This is a genomic window from Desulfobacterales bacterium, from assembly GCA_034520365.1.
Classification (GTDB): Bacteria; Desulfobacterota; Desulfobacteria; order Desulfobacterales; family Desulfosalsimonadaceae; genus M55B175.
In genome coordinates this window covers 1222542-1244315 of record JAXHNP010000006.1, presented here as the reverse complement: position 1 = coordinate 1244315, position 21774 = coordinate 1222542, and the positions used below count along the sequence as shown (strand labels likewise).

Annotated in this window: 20 protein-coding genes; 13 read left to right on the top strand and 7 right to left on the bottom strand. The window is 52.5% G+C overall.

The features are described from left to right. Window position 1 precedes the first annotated feature (1 nt). The 5 genes from U5L07_13540 (at window position 2) to lipB (ending at window position 6768) form a co-directional block, all read left to right on the top strand. Window positions 2–2137, top strand: coding sequence for an AMP-binding protein (locus U5L07_13540; GenBank protein ID MDZ7832772.1), 2136 nt, complete (start codon window positions 2–4; stop codon window positions 2135–2137). An 87-nt stretch (window positions 2138–2224) separates the two neighbouring features. Further along, entirely contained in the window at window positions 2225–3727 is a 1503-nt protein-coding gene (locus tag U5L07_13535) for an acyl-CoA dehydrogenase family protein (GenBank protein ID MDZ7832771.1), read from the top strand. A gap of 15 nt (window positions 3728–3742) precedes the next feature. Further along, entirely contained in the window at window positions 3743–4861 is a 1119-nt protein-coding gene (locus U5L07_13530; protein ID MDZ7832770.1) for an acyl-CoA dehydrogenase family protein, read from the top strand. Window positions 4862–4882: 21 nt separating this feature from the next. Then, window positions 4883–5944 (top strand): YqiA/YcfP family alpha/beta fold hydrolase, encoded by a 1062-nt coding sequence (locus U5L07_13525; GenBank protein MDZ7832769.1) that lies wholly within the window; start codon window positions 4883–4885, stop codon window positions 5942–5944. Between the two features lie 122 nt (window positions 5945–6066). Next, window positions 6067–6768, top strand: coding sequence for a lipoyl(octanoyl) transferase LipB (lipB, locus tag U5L07_13520; GenBank protein MDZ7832768.1), 702 nt, complete (start codon window positions 6067–6069; stop codon window positions 6766–6768). Window positions 6769–7087: 319 nt separating this feature from the next. Here lipB and U5L07_13515 read toward each other — a convergent pair whose 3' ends face one another. Then, window positions 7088–7627: a NifB/NifX family molybdenum-iron cluster-binding protein gene (locus tag U5L07_13515; protein ID MDZ7832767.1), complete on the bottom strand. Its 540-nt coding sequence runs from the start codon at window positions 7625–7627 to the stop codon at window positions 7088–7090. A gap of 178 nt (window positions 7628–7805) precedes the next feature. Between U5L07_13515 and U5L07_13510 the strand changes: the two genes are divergently transcribed. Beyond that, window positions 7806–8822, top strand: a complete 1017-nt coding sequence (locus U5L07_13510; protein ID MDZ7832766.1) for a 2-dehydropantoate 2-reductase — start codon at window positions 7806–7808, stop codon at window positions 8820–8822. A gap of 18 nt (window positions 8823–8840) precedes the next feature. On the opposite strand, the gene U5L07_13505 is transcribed toward U5L07_13510, so the two are convergent. The 4 genes from U5L07_13505 to U5L07_13490 all read right to left on the bottom strand — a co-directional run bounded on the left by U5L07_13505 (window position 8841) and on the right by U5L07_13490 (window position 12320). Further along, entirely contained in the window at window positions 8841–9614 is a 774-nt protein-coding gene (locus U5L07_13505; GenBank protein ID MDZ7832765.1) for a DUF1207 domain-containing protein, read from the bottom strand. Window positions 9615–9861: 247 nt separating this feature from the next. Continuing rightward, entirely contained in the window at window positions 9862–10902 is a 1041-nt protein-coding gene (locus U5L07_13500; protein ID MDZ7832764.1) for a GAF domain-containing protein, read from the bottom strand. Between the two features lie 355 nt (window positions 10903–11257). Beyond that, window positions 11258–12076, bottom strand: coding sequence for a metallophosphoesterase (locus U5L07_13495; protein MDZ7832763.1), 819 nt, complete (start codon window positions 12074–12076; stop codon window positions 11258–11260). Between the two features lie 22 nt (window positions 12077–12098). Beyond that, window positions 12099–12320 (bottom strand): hypothetical protein, encoded by a 222-nt coding sequence (locus U5L07_13490; GenBank protein ID MDZ7832762.1) that lies wholly within the window; start codon window positions 12318–12320, stop codon window positions 12099–12101. Between the two features lie 185 nt (window positions 12321–12505). On the opposite strand from U5L07_13490, the gene U5L07_13485 reads away from it, so the two are divergent. After that, window positions 12506–13228 (top strand): enoyl-CoA hydratase/isomerase family protein, encoded by a 723-nt coding sequence (locus tag U5L07_13485; protein MDZ7832761.1) that lies wholly within the window; start codon window positions 12506–12508, stop codon window positions 13226–13228. A 14-nt stretch (window positions 13229–13242) separates the two neighbouring features. On the opposite strand, the gene U5L07_13480 is transcribed toward U5L07_13485, so the two are convergent. Then, window positions 13243–14193 carry an SHOCT domain-containing protein gene (locus U5L07_13480; GenBank protein MDZ7832760.1) on the bottom strand — a complete coding sequence of 317 codons (951 nt, stop codon included), beginning with the start codon at window positions 14191–14193 and terminating at the stop codon, window positions 13243–13245. Between the two features lie 454 nt (window positions 14194–14647). Between U5L07_13480 and U5L07_13475 the strand changes: the two genes are divergently transcribed. After that, window positions 14648–15646, top strand: a complete 999-nt coding sequence (locus U5L07_13475; GenBank protein ID MDZ7832759.1) for an aldo/keto reductase — start codon at window positions 14648–14650, stop codon at window positions 15644–15646. 42 nt (window positions 15647–15688) lie between these two features. Here the strand turns inward: U5L07_13475 and U5L07_13470 are convergent, their stop codons facing one another. After that, window positions 15689–18346 carry a response regulator gene (locus U5L07_13470; protein MDZ7832758.1) on the bottom strand — a complete coding sequence of 886 codons (2658 nt, stop codon included), beginning with the start codon at window positions 18344–18346 and terminating at the stop codon, window positions 15689–15691. Between the two features lie 269 nt (window positions 18347–18615). Between U5L07_13470 and clpX the strand changes: the two genes are divergently transcribed. From clpX to U5L07_13445, 5 genes are all read left to right on the top strand, one after another. Next, the gene (gene clpX, locus U5L07_13465) at window positions 18616–19854 is read left to right on the top strand and encodes an ATP-dependent Clp protease ATP-binding subunit ClpX (GenBank protein MDZ7832757.1); all 1239 of its coding nucleotides are present in this window, start codon (window positions 18616–18618) and stop codon (window positions 19852–19854) included. A 103-nt stretch (window positions 19855–19957) separates the two neighbouring features. Continuing rightward, the gene (locus tag U5L07_13460) at window positions 19958–20197 is read left to right on the top strand and encodes a four helix bundle protein (protein MDZ7832756.1); all 240 of its coding nucleotides are present in this window, start codon (window positions 19958–19960) and stop codon (window positions 20195–20197) included. A 3-nt stretch (window positions 20198–20200) separates the two neighbouring features. After that, window positions 20201–20410, top strand: a complete 210-nt coding sequence (locus tag U5L07_13455) for a hypothetical protein (protein ID MDZ7832755.1) — start codon at window positions 20201–20203, stop codon at window positions 20408–20410. A gap of 139 nt (window positions 20411–20549) precedes the next feature. Next, window positions 20550–20849: a DUF1232 domain-containing protein gene (locus U5L07_13450; protein ID MDZ7832754.1), complete on the top strand. Its 300-nt coding sequence runs from the start codon at window positions 20550–20552 to the stop codon at window positions 20847–20849. Between the two features lie 28 nt (window positions 20850–20877). Next, a complete protein-coding gene (locus U5L07_13445; GenBank protein ID MDZ7832753.1) occupies window positions 20878–21696 on the top strand; it encodes a Sir2 family NAD-dependent protein deacetylase in 819 nt (272 codons plus the stop codon). Window positions 21697–21774 lie beyond the last annotated feature (78 nt).

Below are 21774 nucleotides of genomic sequence, written 5' to 3'. Positions count from 1 at the left end.
AATGGCAGACGCAAACGTCACCCGGTGGACAAGAATTCCCGATTACAATAACCCGCAGGATATGCAGACCGGTCTGCTTTTGTTTGACAATGAAAAATGCAAGCAATGCGGTATCTGCTCATTTATCTGCCCTGCCCGCTCCATTCAGATCGAAAAGGGGCCGGGCGCCTGGCGCAGCGGCATGCCGCGGCTGATTTATTCCTATCCCGGCATCACCGAGTGCATTGCCTGCGGCTGCTGTGTGACAGCATGCCCGGAGGAGGCTATTTCCATCAAGCGCCCGTTTAACCCGGGATACTTCTACCAGCGCCTGACCCAGACCCAGGATCTGACTTTTCCCAAACAGTATGATGCGCACCTGATCCCCCCTGCCGGTGAAACTTCCACTGAAAAGTCACAGGAAAGAGCAGTAAAGCCCGGCGGCGGGGAAACGCCAAAAACGGATGTGCGCAAATTGAAATTGCGCCGCGTGCAGCTATTGCGCGCAGCCCTTACCGGGGCTGTTCGCATGACGGCCGATGATATCCGCGAAGGTCGATTTATTAGAAACATTTCCGCCAAGTGGCGAAAGGAATCCAGCGATCTGTCCTGGGCGGAACTTCTGGAATCGCGGGCCCGGCAGGTGCCGGAGAAAAAATTTCTTTTATATGAGGACGAAACATTCACCTACCGGCAGATGAATGAGAATGCCAACCGGGTGGCCAATTTCCTGCTGGCCAACGGCGGGGGCAAGGGAGTGGGGCTGGGTATTTATATGAAAAACTCCCCCCGGTTCCTTGACTTGTTTTTCGGCGCCCAGACAATCGGGATGTACCTGGTGCCCATGAACCCGGAGCTTAAGGGGGAAGGCCTGGCCTACCTGATCAACCACAGTGACATCCAGATGCTGGCCGCAGATGCGGAACTCATCTCTTCGGTTGAAAACATATCCGATCCCCTTGATAAAGTTTCCAAATTTATTGTCGATGATATTGAAAAAGCGGCGGCCGGATTTGGGGTGCCCGATCATTATATTTCATTAAGCCAGGCCTATGCCGTGACTCCGGACAATCCGGGAATTGGCTATAACCCGGAGGACATGTGCCTGATCATTTATACCTCAGGGACCACCGGACGGCCCAAGGGGGTGGTATATCGCTACAAAACATCTTCTGTGCGCCTTCTTATGTTTTATGCCCAGGTGCTGCTAAAAGAAGATGACGTCTATTATACCTGCCTCCCCCTGTGCCACGGCAATGCCCTCTTGATCACCACCACCATGTCCCTGGCGCGAAAAGCCACGGTCGCGCTTTCCAGAAAATTCTCCGCCAGCCGGTTCTGGGATCAGATCCGGGCCTATGACGCCACCATTTTCAATACCATCGGCTCCATCATCCCGATTCTCATGAAGCAGCCGGAAAAAGAAACCGACCGGCAGAACAACGTCCGCTGCGTATTTTCCGCTGCATGCCCGGCGGATATGTGGGAGCCGTTTGAAAAGCGATTCGGGGTGACCCTCTATGAAGGCTACGGTGCAGTGGACGGCGGCGGCAAGGGCATCATGAACCTGGGTACGGCGCCGGTCGGGTCTCTTGGCAAGCCGAACCGGGCGGGCGACATAAAAATCGTGGATGACAGCGGTGCGGAAGTGCCGACCGGAGAGACCGGCGAATTGCTGTTCAAGGTTAAAACCGGCGGCAGCCGCGTGGAATATTACAAAAACGAAGAAGCTTCCATGGAAAAAGCAAAAGATGGGTGGCTCTATACCGGCGACCTGGTCCGGCAGGATGCGGAGGGATTCGTCTATTTCGTGGGCAGAAACACCGAATCCATGCGTAAATCAGGTGAAAATGTGTCCGCCTACGAAGTCGAGCACGTGATTATGAAGCATCCGGCCGTTGAAGACGTCGCCGTCTATGCGGTGCCTTCGGAAATGAGCGAGGATGAAATCATGGCGGCCGTGAAGCTGGTAGACGGACACACCCTTTCCGGCAGGGAATTAAGGGATTTCTTATCCCAAAAACTTGCGAAATACGCGATTCCCCGGTACGTGCGCTTTGTTGATGAATTTCCCAAAACCACCTCCCACCGGATCATCAAGCGCGAACTTGAAGTCCAGGGCATAACGTCGGATACCTATGATGCAAATAAAGATTAAGATTAAGAGTAAGATTAAGAGTAAGAGTAAGAGTAAGATTAAGAGTAAGATTAAGACGGAGATTAAGACGGAGAGGAGACCCCACCTATGATTTCAAGAAGCGAAATCAAGCAGTATTCGGCCAAGCCGCCTTTATTTGAAGACAGCATTTGCAGTCTCCCTTCAATTCCCAAGCAGCCCAAAACCATGGGCAGAGAAACCAAAAAAATTATTGCCCTGGCCAGAAAATTCAATCAGGAGGTCGTCCGGCCCTATGCCCTGGAGCTTGATTTAAAGATGCAGGCATCGCCGGATTTTATTCCCTGGGATTTTGTGGAGCAGGCCAATGAGTGGGGGTTTTATACGGGGTGGATTCCGAAAATATTCGGGGGCAAGGGGTGGAATATGCCGTCCATGTCCTATTTTATCGAAGAAATCGCATCAGAGTGCCTGGCCATGGCCAACCTGATCGGCGTTCATTATCTTGGCGTCTCCACCCTCACCGCCACGGGAAACGTTCGCCTGATCAATAAAATCTGCCGGGACGTCGCCAATGGCGAAAAAACCCATAGTCCCTGTTTGGTGTCCCTTGCCATTACCGAACCCGGTGCCGGAACGGATGTGGAAGAAATTGACCTGGTGGACAAGGCAAATATTGCCTGCCATGCGGAAAGGGTGGCCGGCGGCTACAACATTAACGGCACCAAGGTATTTATTTCAAACGGCCACATCTCCACCTGGCACATGGTCATCGCGTATTCGGATTTGGCCAAACCCTCTGAAAATACGGTGGTCCTGGCGGTAAAAACCGGCGACAAGGGATTTTCCTTCGGCCGAATGGAACGGAAAATGGGTCAGAAGGGATGTCCGGCCAGCGAACTGATATTCAAGGACTGCTTTGTGCCGGACGAATATATCTGCTTTGACCCGGATCAGGTTCGATTCCTTAAGCGTCCGGTCCGGGAATCGGCCATGCAGATGATCGATTACGTGGTCGCGGTCACCCGGGCCGGTGTGGGGGCTTTCGGTACGGGCGCGGCACGGGCCGCCTACGCCGAGGCCTTGAAATTCGCCTCTGAAACAACTGTCGGCGGCAAACTGCTCATCAATCATGAATGGGCCCAGTGCATGCTGGCCGAAATGCTTAAAAATGTTATGATCGCCCGCCTGACCTATGTTGAGGCCAATTACGCCAATGGCCTGTACGGCGCTTTCCGGGAACTTCAGAGAAAGCCCATGTATTACTACTACAAGCTGATGCCCGCCAAATTCTTCGACAAGGTAATTGCGCCAATAACGGAAAAACCATTTATGACAAAGACCTTTCGGAAAATTCAGCTGGACGGCCAAACCGACGAAGAGATTCACCGAACCTCCGGTTGGGGGTCACTCAGCAAATTCTGCGCCACCGACATAGGTATCCGTAACTGCCAAATGGCGCTAGAACTTATGGGCCAGCACGGGCTGCGCCACAGCAGCCGGGTGGAAAAAATGCTGCGGGATGCAAAGCTTCTCCAGATCTATGAAGGAACCAATCAGCTCAACCGGCTAAACCTTTTCAAATGCTTGATTGCCAAAGATTTTCCGCAAGCGGTCGTATTTGCCGAATAACCTCAGGAGGTCGCCATGATTGCAGGCTCGGACAGGGAGTTAAAGATGCTGGACAAGGCATCCGCAGAATTTGCCCGAAAGGAACTCGCCCCGGCGCGGCAGGACAATGACGCCTATCCCTTCGCCCCTTTTTTTGACGGGGTATTAAAAAAAGCCTATGACCTGGATTTTTTCCACATCGTTCTGCCGGAAACCTGCAGCGGGGTGGGGCAGGGAATCACCGCCCTTTGCGTGATCCTATACAATATCTGCCGGGAAGACAGCAGTCTGGGCGGCATTGTGTTTACAAATGCCGCCTGCCAGGAAATGCTTCTTGCCGCCGGGGCTGAAGATCTCTTGACCGCCATTACCAAAACCCCTGAGACGGCAGCAGATTGCTTGATTGCAGCGCCCATATTCAACAACCCCGTCGACATTGCCAACACCGCGGATGCTGTCATGAAAAACGGGGATTATCTGCTTTCCGGCTGCGTTGAATATGTGGTTGTCGGCAGTATCGCCCGCCATGCGTTGATCCCCGCAAAAATTGAGGGCTCATCGGACTTTTCATTCTTTCTGGTCGATTTATCCGGCAAGGGCGTCTCGGTTTCCGAACCCGTTCACAGCCTGGGACTTCATGCATGCCCGGCGGTGGATATCACCATGAACAGTGCGCCCGGCGCCCCTCTTGGAGATACAGGGAAAGGCCGTATCTGTTTTGAAAAAATGAGCGACCGGATGTCTGCCGCGGCGGCGGCCATGTCTGCCGGCATCATGGCCGGCGCGTTCAAAGAGGCTCTGGAATTCAGCCGGGGCCGGTTTCAGGGCGGCCGGGAAATCGTCAACTGGTCGGAAGTGCGTATGCTCCTGGCTGAAATGACCGTCAAAGTCAAAACCGCAGAGGCCATGCTTGCAAGTGTCTGCCGGGCCGTTGACAACGATGAAGCCGGCTGGCAGGATTACGCGCGGGCTTCGGCGATCGAGATCCAGAAAAATGCCTGCGATTTGACCACGGACGGCATTCAGATCCTGGGCGGCGTCGGCTACATGAAGGATTTCGGCCAGGAAAAACGCTTCCGGGACGCCAAGCATATCCAGGCACTTCTGGGAATGGTGCCCATGAAAAAACTTCGGCTTATTAACCGATTGATTTAGAAGCACAAACAAGGCCATACCGTGAATCCAGCGCTTACGCATACCGCAATGAACTTCCTGGGCGCAGCGGTTGATGAAGCTTTTCTGCTTGCGCCCAAAATACTCGCCCCGTTTCGCCCCAAACGAGCGATTGATCCGGACATTTATGAAGAACAGGTGAATTTTTATTTTGACCAGGGCTTTGTTGCCCACCCGGAAACCTTCTTCTGTTTTCCTGAAAACCCGCCGGATTTTCGAATGGCCGGCGAGGGTCCCTATCTGGACGGGAAATACCAGGAGTTCCAATTTATAAGCGGTTATACACCGCGTAATCCAATGCTCCGGGAGCAATACCTCGGTTACAAAAACAATCGAACCGGCTATTTTCTCAGATGGACGCACGGTGATCGGAAAAGAAAAACCGTATTGTGCCTTCACGGGTATATGCTGGGCGATCCCGGGCAGGCGGAAAAAATGTTCAAGGTTGGCAGGCTATACCGCATGGGGCTTGACGTCGCCCTTTTTATAACGCCCTTTCACTGGAAAAGGGCGCCGAAGAACGCTTCCCAACGGGGAATTTTCCTGCAGCCGGACGATGTGGTCATGACCTGTGAGTGTTTCGGCCAGGCCATGCACGACCTCTATGCTACCATGCAAATACTTGCCCGGCTCGGTGCCGGCCCCGTCGGGATCCTCGGGGCCAGCCTCGGCGGATACAATGCCGCCCTGTTTACCGGGCTCACCGATATCATGGCCTTTACCGCCATGATGGTGCCGGCGGTTAATTTTTCAAAGCCGTTCGGCCCGGATACGGCCAAACTGCCCTTTGCGCCGTCAGAGGCCTTGTCAGCGAAAATGCAGCAGATGTGGACCCTTCATTCCCCCTTAAATTTTACCCCTTGCATTTCGACTCAAAACATTCTCATTATCGCATCACAGGGCGACAAACTATGCCCTTATGAACACGTTAAAGCCCTTTGTGAAAAATGGGCCTGGCCCCGTCATCATTTTATGACCGGCGGCCACTGGCTGGTATTGCATCCCAGGGAGCGGGGCCGCGCGTGGTATCAGTTCTTGACGGATATGGGGTTTGATGGCCGTTAAGCGCAGCAAAAAATTGAGAATGATCTGAAAGTAAAAACCCATAAGCTGCACTATTACGTTGAAAAAGGCGGGATTTTTCTCATTACTTTTTACCTCGAAAATATCAGTTAGGAAGCTGCTTCGTGAAGTGCCTTGTTTATCAGCTCGGGCAGATTGAATACAGCGAATGCTTGCAGCTGCAGAGGGATTTGCAGCAACAAAGAATTGATGGAACCATCCCCGACGTATTGCTGCTCCTTGAACATCCGCCCACCCTGACCCTCGGCAAGACGGGCCGGATGGAAAATATCCTCGTGCCGGCCAGCCGGCTTCAGCAGGAGGGAATTTGCCTCGTTAGCTCAGACCGTGGCGGGGATGCCACCTATCATGGTCCCGGCCAATTGGTGGCATATCCGATTTTATCCCTAAAAAACAGGGGCCAGGATGTGCGACAGTATGTCCGCAATCTTGAAGAGACGGCCATACGAACGCTAAAAGACTTTGGCATTTCTGCTGGAAGAGATAAAGCGCATCCAGGCGTATGGATTGATAGGGAAGAAATCGCCGCCATCGGTGTGAGTGTCAAAAATTGGGTCACCATGCACGGCCTGGCCCTTAATGTGGCCCCGGATATGGTGCATTATGCCTTTATCAATCCATGCGGGTTTACGGATCGAAAAGCCGCGTCAATGGCGGATATACTTGGTCGCGAGATCCCCATGGAGACAGTGGTTTCAACATTTATTGAACATTTTTCCGATGTATTCGAGACCCCCGTCACTTTCGGAAGTATTCCCCCCGGGCCGTACGTCCGGGACCGGGCTAAAAATAACTTAATGATATAAATTTGTTAAAAATTCAATCTCTGCTGATTCGTACTCGTACTCGTTCTCGTACTCGTACTCGTAATCGGCTTTTGATTTTTTCGAGTACGATTACGAGTCATTTGGCGGATGCGCTATCGCTTATCCGCCCTACTGAGTCTGAGAGGGAGAGAACGAATAATAGGTTTCAGGTTTCAGGTTTCAGGAAATATTTTGCGAGCGAACTAAAATTTTTGCAAGCCTGAACACTGAAACCTTGAGTTTTACACCTAATACCTGATACCTATCACCTAATACCTAAAACCCGTGAAGTTACTTAGAAACGCGGGACTGAGTACGATTAGGCTCCACCCCCGCCGCCTTGACCCCGGCCGCCTTGACCCGGACCCTTACCCTGTCCGCCACCGCCAAGGCCTTGTCCGCCCTGGCCGGGACCCCGGCCGCGTGCACCGCCGCCCATGCCGCGGCCGCCCTGTCCCGGGCCGCGCCCGCGCTTGCCCCCACCGCCGCCCATTCCCATACCAGATCCGGGCTGGCCGGTTGCGGTTGATATAGGCGGCAGTTGATTGCGCTGCCAGGCCTCAACCGCCTCCTGCACGGTCCCTGCGGAACTGGAAAAGACCTGGATTTGCGTTTGGGAAAGCGCCTGCATGGCTTTCGGACCAATCTGCCCCGTAATAATTACATCCACACCTTCGTTGGCGATCATTTTCGCGACTTGAATACCCGCTCCGCCAGGCAGGTTTTGCTGCTGCGAATTGCTCAAAAAAGAACTGGTCTGACTGTCTGAATCATAGATGACAAAACCGGCGCATCGGCCGAATCTCGGATCTAAGGAATCCTGCAAAGATTGCCCGGTGGAACTGATCGCAATTTTCATAGCTGCATCTCCTTTATATATAAAATACTCTCCATCTTCACATGAACTATGCTAACAAATAAAGCGATTTTTAAAAATACCCATTTGCCGTGTGTCTTGAATGCGTTTCCCTGATTGACCTTTTCTCCAGTTTATTCTATTTTTACGTATTTGGTGTAAATAATAACAAGGAGGTTACATGTCCTGGACCAACCCGCGCATCGGGGTTATCGGGGCCGGCGCCATCGGGGGTATCACCGCCGCCCTGATCAGGCAGGCCGGCTATGATGTTGAAATTGTGTGCAAGTATGAAAATGTTGCCCGTCAAACCAATGAAAACGGGCTGCATATACAGGGATTCTGCGGTGATCATTGGGTACCGATGCCCGCTGTTTCAGAAATCAAGGATATGAAGGCGGATAAGGATCTGATCCTTTTGGCCACCAAAGCCACGGATCTGGTGCCGGCCGCCCGGGCGCTGCTTCCTTTGCTGACCCCGGACACCCTGGTGGTGTCTTTGCAGAACGGCATCTGCGAGGAAACCCTTGGTGAGGTGGTGGGCCACGACCGGGTGATCGGATGCGTAGTGGGCTGGGGCGCCACCATGAATTCTCCAGGAGAACTGGAAATGACTTCCGGCGGCGAGTTTATTATCGGCACCTTAGACAAGCGCCCCGAACCGAAGCTCCAAGCCATAAAAGAAATTTTTGATCAGGTGGTGCCCTGCCATATTTCAGAAAATATCCTGGGCAGTCTCTACGCCAAGCTGATCGTCAATTCCTGTATTACCTCTTTAGGCGCCATATGCGGCCTTTACATGGGCCAGATGCTGGCGGACCGGAAAATCCGGAATATTTTTATCGACATCATGCATGAGGCCATGGCTGTTGCAGATGCCATGGATTTACATGTAGAAACCCTCGGCGGAAGAATGAACTATTACCGGTTTATGGCCGGCTCCGGCACTTTAGCCCAATTGCGGCGGCACCTGATGATCCGGCTGATCGGTTTTAAATACCGCCGGCTCAAATCATCCAGCCTCCAATCCCTTGAGCGCGGCAAACCGACGGAAATTGATTATTTGAACGGATATATTACGGATAAGGCCAGAAAGCTTAATGTGCCTGTGCCGGTCAATGATAAGGTCATCCGGATGATCAAGGAAATTGAAGCCGGAAACCGCAGCATTTCACCCGAAAATTTTGAAAACTTTTAACGCCCGGGACAAAGCATATCACAAATCAATCCAAAAGCCCCAGGCCAAGTAAGTCTCCTCAAATCTTGAAAATTCACCGATAAGCGATCGGCCGTCCCGGTATTCCAGCCCGATTCGAAAGTTTCGGTTGATGCGCTGCACGGGAATCATCAGTCCGGTCTGCGCGGTGATATCCGGCTCCCAGTCCGATTCCTCATAGGCGGTCAGATCCAGGGCCGCATAAAAGCCCATCCGCCCGCCCCAGAGGCAGTCTGCATTCACATATTCCAGCCCGGCCTGCCCGCGCCATTTCTCCTGCAAATCTTCATTTCGGAGATCAAACGCCCAGCCGGCTTCCCCATAACCCCGAAAATCCCGCCATATGGGAAAACTAAGCCCCAGCACGTATTCCTGCCGGGTATAATCGACCCGCCGGATGCCGGTGCGCTCGGCGAATTCATCCCCGACATGGCTGGAATCATGGTTCAAACCGAATTTCAGGGCGTATCCATCGGCATTGCGCCAGGTTAAATCAATGCCGTACAAACCATCCCAGCCGATATTGTCCAAAGAATGCTCCCGGTCAAACATGCCGAGAAAGGTGCCGTGGATATTGAGTTGAATGCCGCGGTTCAAATCGTCGGCCGGGGATATGCGAAGCAGCCCCAGCCGCCCTCCAATCCGAAATACATACCGATTCTCGCCTGCATTGGGAATCTCCGTATCCCCGTATCTAACCGCATTCAAAGCTGTGACGGGATGCAGGGGATCTGCCAGATGAACGGGATAAAGGTGAGTCCCCGGTGCAAACATGGCCCTCCAGCCGGTTCCCAAGGGCGCCGAATGTGAAAATTTATCAGAGTATTGCGTATTTGCTTCAGAAGGCGGGTGCTGATTCAAAGCAGTTTGGCCCAACACCGCATGGGATTTATCCTGTGCGGCAGTTGACTGGGGGCTTAAAAAAAAGACGCCCATGATCACCCCGGCCAACCCTATTTGTGCGATGCCCCCAAAGAATTTTAAATAATTCGAAAGAATTTCCTTACCACCAGCCTTCTTATCAGCGCCGTTTCCCCCGAGCATCCTCATTAAAGCCCTTCATCCCCCTTTCCAGCTGCAAATAACAGTTAGCGTTTTGAATGGCCAGGCCCCCCTGATGGCCAAGGGCCTCAACCATCATGATTTCATCCTCATAGAACTGGCGACGGGCGCCGAAATAAAGCCGCAGAACGCCGATCACATCGTGTTTTACACAGACAGGCACGGCAAGAATCGTGACAATTCCCTCCTTCTGTTTTTCTTTCAGGTATTTGATGCCGTCAGCAGCGGAAACATCATTGATAATAGTGGTCTTGCCGTTCATCGCCTCGACAACGCCCTTGTCCTCGGACACATCCCCTTTGTTCAGATAGGTATCGCTCAACCCGTAGCTGGCGCGAAGCACTAACTTATTCTCTTTACCATCAATCAGTCGGATGGTAGCCCCCTTGGCGTTCAGGGCTTTGCCCACCTCTTCGGTCATCACCCGCAATATCGCGTCGACGTCCAGGGAGGCATTGATTCCGGCGGACAGATCCCGGAACATCCGGGCATTATGGCGCAGCTGGGTAATCAGCCGGGCCCGGTCAATGGCCATTCCGCCCTGCTCGGCCAATGCTGTCAGAAATTTGACCTCGTCAGGACTAAACTCCCGAATTTCAGCTGTATAGAGCGATAATACCCCCATTAGCTGGTTATTGATAATAACCGGCACCGCCAGAATGGATTTAATACCTTCCGACTCTTTAGCGTCATGATTGGCCGAGCGCTCATCCGTGGTCGCATCCCTTATATAGACATGGCCGTCTTTTTTAAGGATATCCAAATGCTCAGCCGCCTTCTCCGGCGGGGCATGCAGGTAATTAGGCGACAATCCGGTCTGTGCGGCCGGCACGAATGTATTGGTTTCCAAATCCTCAAGAAAAAGACTGGCGGCTTTTGCATTCATGGTATCAACGGCACTTTCGACAATCCGCGTAAGGAGCGTGTCCCGTTTTTCAGCCGCGGCAAACGCCCGGCTGATTTTGCATAAACTGTCAAAATAATCCATATGGTTTGTCATAAGGATGCCTCCTTTTATCGTGATATAAAAAATATTAGCCGGTCAGTCGGCACGGTAAATTTGTTCTATCTATTTTTCAGGCGGGCACGGTGGCCCGCCCTACGCGACAATGCCGACATTTTGTAGGGTCGGCCACCGTGCCGACCTCACATGCGAGAAACCCCATGGTTATGGGGTTGTTCGCCAGAACAAATTCACCGTGGCTCAGTCGGCCCCTGCCATTGATTATGAAAATGGCTTTTTGGCAATCGCTTATAAATAAAGTATAAAAACCATAATCCGCATTTCAACTGTTTCATCCGATAAAAATGCGGCGGATAGTCCGGAAAGAACCATGGCAGGCAGGCGGGCGCCTTCAGTCAGACGCCTCATCCGGGAAAAGCTCAAGTACGGCGATTTCCGGGAAACAGGCCAGTCTTACCGGTATCGTCCCCCAGCCGATCCCTTTGGAAATAAACACCCGCCCGCCGCTTTTCGACTTTTTAAGACCGCTGGTATAGGTTTTATTTTCCACCGGATTCGAGGGCGGCCCGAAAAGAGGCAGCACAAATTGTCCGCCATGGGTATGGCCGGCGATCATCAGGTCAATCCGCTGATTAAACGCCGTATCCGCGCTGTCCGGGTTATGGGCAAGCACAATTCGACAATCATTTTCCGGAATCCCGGATAGAAGCTCATCAAAATCCATATGGTCCTCCCAGAGATCGCCGCCACCAGCAAGCCACAGTTTTTCACCGGCACGCTCAAATACCTTTTTCTGCCCTCTAAGGTTCTGACCGGTTTGATCCAGCCATTCAATAGAGCGGGCCGTGTCCGCCCAGTGATCATGGTTGCCCAGCACTGAGTATACGCCTTCAGGCGCATAAAGCCGGGCCAGTATGTGCCAGATGCGGTCAATGCGTTTATGGCTGTTTGTCTCCAGCACATAATCGCCCGTGCATACGATAATATCCCCATTTAAACGGTTGGCGCGCCAGACGGCATATTTAGCGGTTAAAAGCGGCTGCAGCAGCCCATAGTGAAGATCGGAGAGCTGGACCATGCGAAAACCCGCAAAAGCCTTCGGCAGATGGGGAACCAGGATCTGATAATAATTGACCCGGATGATGAAGCGTTCAATAAAGAAGATATAAAGAAAAACAACTGTCAGTAAAACAGCGGCGGCGTTTAACATTAAAATCCCCATATTCAGCGGGTTATCCCTGCGCGCCCTGGATCATGATATAGGCGACAACAAAAGACAAAGCGCAGAGCAGCAGGCTGATCTTGGCTGCAATACCCAGGCAGCGGGCGGCCGTCTGGTATTTTCGGCGGTGCGCGCTTTTCATCCGCCGGGCGCGACTGTCCACAAACGCCGCTACTCCCCATAAAACAATACCCAAAAAAATAAACACAAGCGTTACGTAGGCAAAAATCATCGCATCTCCTGTTCGCGAGGGCTACTGTCAGGGTTTGAATCAGCTTTTGGTTGCAATCACACCGGCTTTTTGCCATATTCGACAAAAATCCGGTTTGCAAACTATTTTTACCTAAATTTAAATTTTAGCATATATAAGGGCAAAGATCCCACATCTTTAAGCGCAAGTGAAAAACGGAGGATATCATGGCAGTCGCATTCTGGGAAAAAGATAAAACCGTGGCCATTATAAAAATGAACAACAGCCAGAACCTTCAGAACCTGGCATTTGCTGAGGCAATGAATGGCGTTATTGATGAGGCAATGGCTGACGAAGATATCAAAGCCATAGTACTGACCAGCGCGGATGAAAAGTTCTTTTCCAACGGCATTGACGTCCAATGGCTGGGGGAGCGCTTTGCCGCCGAGGATTCCCAGCTGATCAAAGACTTTATGTACGGGATGGACGCGGTATTTAAAAAACTGCTGCTCGCGCCCGTGCCCACCATTGCCGCGATTAACGGCCATGCCTTTGGAAACGGTGCTATCCTGTCCTGCGCCTGCGACTTCCGGTTCATGAAGTCAGACCGCGGATTTTTCTGTTTTCCCGAGGTGGATCTGGGGATTCCCTTTCTGCCGGGCATGGATGCGTTTGTCGAAAAGGCGATTCCCCAGTATAAATTCAATGAACTCAAGCTGACCGGCCGCCGGGCCACCGCACCCGAGCTTGAGGCCCATCATGTAATTGAAAAGGCCTGCGACAATGCCGAACACCTGATGGCCGAAACCATGACTTTTGCCCGCTCCTTTGACAAAAAACGCGGCATCTTCGGGGAGCACAAGCGCCGCATGCACAAGCACATCATTGCCATCATTGATACGGAAGATCCGGAATACATCGAGACCCTGAATCTGATGGTCCAGGAATAATACCGGCGCAAGGCTTATTTTAACTCCAGCTGCTCAAGCAGCTTCTTTTTCTGGGCCTCATACTCCTGCGCATCGATCAGATCCGACTCATAGAGCTCTTTTAAATACTCGAGGCGCTCCTTGATATCTGCCTTGCGGGATTTCCAGGAATCGTCCGGAGTTTTGGCAGAGGTTTCAGGTTGAACTGCGGGCGCTGTCTGCTCCGGTACTGACCTGTCGGATGATGGTTCAGTCTCTGATAAGGATTCAGCGGCCGGGGATTGCGCAGGCGCCCCGGATTCACCCGCCTTTCCGGGCTCTGCGGCATTTTCTTCCTGCATTCTCGCCTGCTCAATCTTTTCAATATCCGCGACAAGCCACATGGGATATTTTTCACCATCTTCCGTCCGCTTGTGCCCTGCATAGTCCGGTGCGGCGATCGGGGTGTCCGAGGATTTGATTTCCAGGGGATTCAGTGTCTTTTCGGTTTTTGAAAACCGCTGCAGCTCTCCTTCCCGGATCTCATGATTCACATAGCTGAAGGCCAGGTTCAGGCGATTGCCCGGCTTAACAAAAAGCACGCCCCGGGTCTTCCGGTCTTTTCTAAAAAACAGCCCGCCCCCGCGGTTGTATGAAACAAACCGCACCCGCTGATGCGGCGCGGCCCGGTCCAGGGCTGCAGTTAGAGCAGGCACCAGCCGCTCGATCTCTTCTTTCTGAAACACCGGCCTTGTCTCCGGATCACCATAGAAGGCCGGCGCTTCAAGATAATCCAGCCGGGCCAGAAGAATCTTTAAGTCCCGGGAATCCATATCATACGGGTGGTTAAACTGCTTTTGGGCGATCTCTCCCTTTACCACCCGGTGCTCAAGACTGACCGTCAATTTTTTTTCATCCACTACCGGCGACTGCACCCAGCGGGTACTGCATCCGCTGATCATCGCGGCACTTAACAGGCATACAACCAGAACGTAACAACGCTTCATAAGTTTTTATCCCCTGACTTGGCAGTTAAAATGGAGCTATCATCGTTTATGCCATACCAATTCCAGCATGGGCTGTCAAATGCCAGTATCCCCGGCACAGGGCAAATTTGTTCTGTCTTTTCTTAGGCAGGCACGGTGGCCTGCCCTACGGCCACATGCGTCGTAGAGTCGGCCACCGTGCCGACTAATTGTCCGTTAACAGGACCGTGGTTATGGGTTTTGCGGTTAGAACAAATTAGCCGTGATCCCCGCCACGACAAATTTGTTCCATCCGAATAGCCGCCCATATTTTGACGAAACCAAGATTATGATTATATATTTTACAAAAATAGAAATATTTGGCGGATGCGCTATCGCTTATCCACCCTACTCGTACTGAAACCTGAAACCTGAACACTGAAACCTTGAAATACCCAAAACCTAAACCCCATGAACTTATAAGGAGGCATCTAAAATGGAATACACGCAGATTCCCGGACTGGACAAGGAAGTCACCCGCGTGGCGTTAGGCACATGGGCCATCGGCGGCTGGATGTGGGGCGGCACGGATGAGGCGGAATCAATTAAAACTATCCATACGGCCCTGGATAAAGGCATCAACATCATTGACACCGCCCCGGTTTACGGCTTTGGCACCTCCGAAGCAATTGTCGGCAAAGCCTTAAAAGAATACGGCCAGCGCGATGAGATCGTGATCGCCACCAAAACCGCCCTGGAATGGCCGGAACAACAAAACGCCGTATGGCGAAATTCAAGCCCGGAAAGGATCCGAAAGGAAATCGAGGACAGCCTGAGGCGGCTTAAGACCGATGTGATCGATATCTATCAGGTCCACTGGCCGGACCCGAATGTGCCTTTTGAGGAGACCGCAGGCACCCTGGCGCAGCTTCAGACGGAGGGCAAAATCAAGGTGGCCGGGGTCAGCAACTACGCCCCGGAGCAGATGGATGCATTCAGAAAAGGCGCCGCGCTGGGCGTCTGCCAGCCCCCTTACAACCTCTTCGAACGCGCGATCGAACAGGATGTGCTGCCCTATTGCCTGGAAAACGGCATTGCCACCCTGACCTACGGCGCCCTTTGCCGGGGCCTGTTAAGCGGCAAAATGCACCGGGAGCGCAAATTTCCGGGCGATGACCTGCGAAATGTTGACCCCAAATTCAAGCCGCCGCGGTTTGATCAATACCTGGCCGCGGTCGAGGATCTCCGGGCATTTGCCGAGGCCAACCACGCCAGGGAAGTCATCCATCTGGCGGTGCGCTTTGTCTTGGATAAGGGCGCCAGCGTGGCCCTATGGGGCGGCCGGCGGCCGGATGAGATGGATCCCCTGCCCGGCATGTTCGGCTGGCAGTTAACAGAGGATGATTTCCGGGAAATCGATGGCATCCTGGAAAAAAATATCAAGGACCCTGTGGGCCCGGAGTTTATGGCACCGCCGGCCAGAAACGCCGAATAAGCCGGCTACGCAAATCTTATTTAACCGGGGGGTGCCCGTCCATTACATCCGGTCCAGCACCTCCCGGATCCTGGCGGTAAGCCGGCTCGGCACCAGGGGTTTGCTGATAAAATCAACATCCGGCATACTTTCATCCCCATCAAATGCCTTTTGATCCGAGAACCCGGACATGAAAACCACCGGGGTTTCGGGATGCAATTCCCGGAAGCGTGCGGCCAGTTCCCGGCCGTTCATCCCGGGCATCATGACATCGGTCAGCAGCAAATCGATCGGCTCCGAATGCGTGCGGCCGATATCAAGGGCCTGCTGCCCGCTGAAAGCGGTTAAAACCGAATACCCGAGCGGGGCCAGGCTGTCTTTGATCAGATTGCTGACTGACGGGTCATCTTCAACCACCAGGATCGTCTCCGTTCCGGCGGCAAGCGAGGCCTCCACCTCCCGGTCTTTTTCAGGGGCCTCCGCCTGAACAGCCGGAAAATAAATATTAAATGCCGTGCCCTTGCCATGTTCGCTATAAATAAAAATATAGCCCTTATGCTGTTTCACAATTCCGTGTATGGTGGATAATCCCAGGCCGGTGCCGTCATCTTTGGTGGTAAAAAAGGGTTCAAAAATATGCTGCCGTACCTCCGGCGTCATGCCGATTCCCGTATCCGAAACCCGCAGCAGGACATAGACGCCCGGCACCATGTCCTGGCTCATACCGACCGAGGATGCATCCAGGTAAATATCCCGCACCTCTATGGTCAATGTGCCGCCTTTTGGCATGGCATCATTGGCATTGACCGCCAGATTCAGCAGGATCTGCTCAAGCTGACCGGCATCCGCCTGAATATACCGGGTCGATGGATCGATATCAAAACGCAGGCTCACATTTTCATTGACCAGGGACTGGAGCATGGCGGAAAGATTTTTGACAATATCTTCGATGGCCAGGGTTTTAAACTCCATGACCTGTTTGCGCGAAAATGCCAGGAGCTGCCGGGTCAGTTTTGCGGCCCGGCTGCCGGCATCAAAGATCAACTCAAAATTTTTGCGGTATTCCTGGGATTCCGGCAGCTTCAGCAGCGCAATTTCACTGTAGCCAAGAATGGTGGTGATCAGGTTGTTAAAATCATGGGCCACGCCTCCGGCCAGCCGGCCTAAGGCTTCCAGCTTCTGGGACTGTAAAAGCTGCTGTTCAAGTTGTTTTCGCTCTGTAATGTCAAACAGATAGCCTTTGATCTGATTCAGGGTGCCGTCCCCGCCCCGGCTGGCGCTTAAATTGGCGATAACATGGATGCGGGTGCCTTTCTTGCCGATTAATTCAACCTCGTAGCCCTCGATATGGCCCTGCCCGCGGAGCATGGTCATACAGGTTTCATAATCGGCCGGGCTGGCAAAAAGCTCCGGCAGGCGGGACTGAATCGCCTCAATAATGGAGCGGAATCCGAACAGGCGGGCAAAGGCCGGATTGCAGTCAATCAGGCTGCCCTCCGGGGTGGCGATAAAATCAGCGGTCAAATCCTCTTCAAAAAACCGGCGATACCGCTCCTCACTCACCCGCAGGGCGGATTCGCTGTGGCGCCGCCGCCGAATGTTGACCAGCAGTGTAAGCACCACGATCACAAGGCCGGCGATGATGGCGCTGGTGGCGAGAATCACTTCTCTATGGGTCTCGTAAAAACTGACCGGCTGGTTGATGATCCGGCTGTCCGGCGGCAGCTGAGATTTTTTGATACCAAACCGTTTGAGCTGCGCATGATCAAATTCCGGATTGTAGACCGCGGACTGAATGGGAATTTCCGCCGGATTTTCGCCCTTTAAAATTCTTTTGGCGAGCTTTGCGGCATTTCTCCCATGCCGGCCGGCATCGTTTAAAACGCCGCCGACAATCCCGTAGCCCAGTTCAACCCCCCACTGCCCGTAAACCGGCACGGGGCAGATACGGCTCAAATGCGGCAAATCATCCGTATAGGAAAAATAGCGGCCGTTTTTATCGGTTTGCAGAATATTTAAAAAGACAATGGTATCTGAGGAAAGCCGGCCGAGCCGGGTGTATAGTTCATCAAGGGAGAATTGATTCCACAATTCAACCTCCGGGCCGATATCCGCCGATTGATCCATCAGCCCCCGGGTGACCATGGAAAGTGACTGCCCCAGCTTCGTGGTATCGGCAATCACCACCACACGTTCGGACTGCGGATGGATTTTCTCGATCAAGCGGATATTTTCGGAAATGGCGTCGGATTCAACAATGCCGGTAAACCACCGCTCCGGTTGATCTTTTACCCGGTCAAAAAAATTGATACCGCAAAACACCACAGGGACGCCCGGAAACAACTCCTGCCGGTATTTGGACAAAAAATCAAAGGCATTGTCATCGGTTGTGATGATCACATCGCGCGCGGTCTCCTCACTCTGATATTTTAATTCGTACAACTGGTAGAGCCGCTCATAATAGGCCGCATCCTCGCGCTTGCGGCTGTCCATATATTCGATGTCGATGTTCTCGCGCGGCAGTACATCTTCAAATTCCCGGGTGATGGCGCGGACGATTTGATCGGTCCAGTTGTACTGGGGGTGATAGGAGTTAAGAATCAGAATCCGGGCATCCGAATCCAGGCCCGCGTCAGCCCAAATGACAGGCGCCGGAGCTGCGATGCCGCCCAAAAAGACAAGAACAAGCATCCAAAAAATTGGGAGATTAACGCGCCGCATGAGCTATTCCTAAAAGAAACCTCAGGGTAAACCTTTTTGATGATTAAACATCTACCAATTAATACGGCTGGGATTTGAATACAAGAACGAATTCTCTCCCTCATGACCGGCAGCGAAAAAATTAAAAAACCTGACCATAGGTCCCAAAACACAAATTGAAGTAAAAGTTAATTGCCACCCCTGATGAAAAGGCGTATTTTAATTTTAGAGGCGAAACTGACAATCCAGCTGCCTAATAATTATTCCACTTTTCAGGTGGAGAGCAAGCCATGCCCCGAAAAAATGATTTTTATCATTTGATCTGCTCTTTTTGCGGCAAGCCCCAAACCGAAGTCAACAAAATGATCGCCGGGCCGTCTGTCTACATATGCAATCGGTGTGTGGAAAGCTGCAAAAAAATTATTGAAAGGGAATTGGCCAGTGATACGAGTTACTTGCAGGCCATCGCCCGGCCCTCTGAAATCGCGCGGCAGCTGGATGCCTATGTCATCGGTCAGGAACCGGCCAAAAAAATTCTTTCCGTCGCTGTTTATAACCACTATAAGCGCCTTGCGGCCAAACCGAATACCAGGGATGTGGAAATCCAGAAAAGCAATATTCTGCTCATTGGCCCCACCGGCACCGGCAAAACGCTTTTGGCCCAGACCCTTGCCCGGATGCTGAACGTCCCGTTTGCCATTGCCGATGCCACCACCCTGACGGAGGCCGGCTACGTCGGGGAGGATGTTGAAAATATTATCCTGTATATGCTGCAAAATGCCGACTATGATATCGAACGGGCCCGCAAGGGGATCGTGTACATCGATGAGATCGACAAAATCGCCCGGCGATTTGACACCAGTTCCGGACGGGATGTCTCCGGAGAAGGGGTTCAGCAGGCCTTACTCAAAATACTGGAGGGCACAGTTACCCGGGTGCCGCCCAAAGGCGGCCGCAAACATCCGCAGCAGGATTTTATCCAGATTGATACCACGGATATTCTCTTTATTTGCGGCGGCACGTTCAGCGGTATTGAAAAGCTGATCCAGCATCGCCTGGGATCGAGAACCATCGGATTCGGGGTTAATGCGAAAAGGGCGAATCAAGGGGCAAAGGACGATGTGCTGCCCATGGTCCAGACCGAAGATTTCCTGAAGTATGGGTTTATCCCCGAATTTATCGGCCGCCTCCCGGTCATCGCCCCGCTCCATGAACTCCCCGAAGCCGCGTTGATACGAATCCTGCAAGAGCCCAAAAACGCCTTGATTAAGCAGTATCAAAAACTCTTCGAAATTGAAGGGGTGACGCTCAAATTCACCGAAGATGCCCTGCAGGCCATTGCTGCGGCCGCGATCAGACGCAAGGCCGGGGCCAGGGGGCTGCGCGCGATTATGGAAGCCTGCATGCTGGATATTATGTATGACCTGCCCGGCTATAAAAACGTGGCTGAATGCGTAATCGACGAAGCGGTCATTTTAAATAAAGCCGGACCGGAATTGATGTTTACCTCCTCCCAGAGGCATGCATAGAACCCGTAATTCTGACTTGGAATCATCTGTTCACGGCTAATTTGTTCTGTATCCAAATCGAAATCGAAATCGCTATCGGGATCGGGATCGAAATCGAAAAAATATGACCCTTAAACACGAAAAACTGGACGTCTATCGCCTTTCAATAGGCTACGTTGCATGGGTTTACGAGAAGGCCGACAGCCTTAATGGAGTCCATCGGCCCGCCCGGGATCAATGGCTTCGGGCCAGCCAGTCGATACCGCTCAATATCGCCGAAGGTAATGGCAAGACCGCGGAAGCCGACCGAAGGCGTTATTTCGAAATCGCTCGTGGCTCCGCGCTTGAGTGCGCGGCGATTTAAGATGTGCTGGTTGTCGGCAAGGCGCTGGACAAGATGGAAAGCCGGAACCGCAAGGATGAACTCGACCGTATGGCCGCGATGCTCAGCCGTCTCGGCGGAAGAGGATACCAAGTTCGAGAGGACCAGGAAGTCTACAGTGTCGATTTCGATTCCGATTCCGATTTCGATCCCGATTTCGATCCCGATAGCGAAGAAAACGAATCCCAACCTTAGCTTTAACAGGACCGGGGGTATGGATTTTGCGGTTAGAACAAATTAGCCGTGATCATCTGTTGGGATCATCTTGCACCCGCCTTTACAAACTGCTATATTTATATCTGATTGATAAGTAATTTTTGAGGGATGAGATTTGATGCGTCGCAATGTGCCCGGCCGATTAAACCTGCTCACGCTTATTCAACGCTTTGCCTCGGATGCCCGCCTGCTTTGGGCCATGATCAAAGATATAGCGACTGGCAGGTACCGGAAAATCCCTTTATGGTCGATCGGGCTCCTGGTTTTCGCTATTCTCTATATCCTTTTCCCGTTTGACATCATCCCCGATTTTATTCCCGGCTACGGACAGATTGACGATGCGATGCTTGCCCTTTTATGCCTATACCTCATGGAAAAGGATCTAAAAATATATAAAGAATGGAAAAATCAAGGATAAATATTTACCCCGTTTGGAGGCAAATTTTATGACGGTTGAACATGAAATCCAAAAAGCCGCCGAAATTATAGCCAATGCCAAGCAGGCCGCAGCATCCTGCGGGGCCGGGATCTCGGCTGAAAGCGGTATCGCAACATTCAGAGATCCGGGCGGCGTCTGGGACAAACTAAACCCCGCAGAGGTCGGCACCACCGCCGGGCTTCTAAACACCCTGGACCGCAATGGCCGGAAACTGATTCCGTTTTTTATCGAGCTTCTGGAAGCCTTTGAGCAGTCAAACCCGAATCCGGCCCATATGGCATTAGGCGCGCTTGAGGAGATGGGCATCCTAAAGACCGTGATCACCCAAAATATCGATAATCTGCATCAGGAAGCGGGCAATACCGACGTGGTGGAGGTGCACGGCAACGGGTTCCGGCTCAGCTGCATCAGCTGCGGCAAACTAAAGACCCGGCAGCGGCGGGAACTGATCGCTGAAATCAAAACCAGAATCCAGGAACTGCGGGAATACAACCTCTCCACCATGGCCACGATAATGCCGAAATGCGATCATTGCGAGGCACTCATGCGGCCGGATGTGGTAATGTTCGGGGAAATGGTAAAGGACATCCCCCGAGCTTTTGATGCGGCCCGCCAGTGCGACGCCATGCTCGCCATCGGCACCTCCGGCGTGGTATATCCGGCGGCGTATCTTCCGTTTGAAGCCAAAGATGCCGGGGCTCCGGTCATTGTGGTAAATCCCAATGAAAATCCGTTTTCGCGGGTCTCCGACGCCTATATTCCCATGAATGCCGGCACAGCCATGCCGAAACTGGTTGAAGCGGTAAGAGCGATTAAAGGCGCGTAAATCGAGCCGTATGTGTCCGTGGCGATTGACAGCCGTTGTTTCAGTCCGGATAGATGGGTTGATCCGCCAGATACGTCA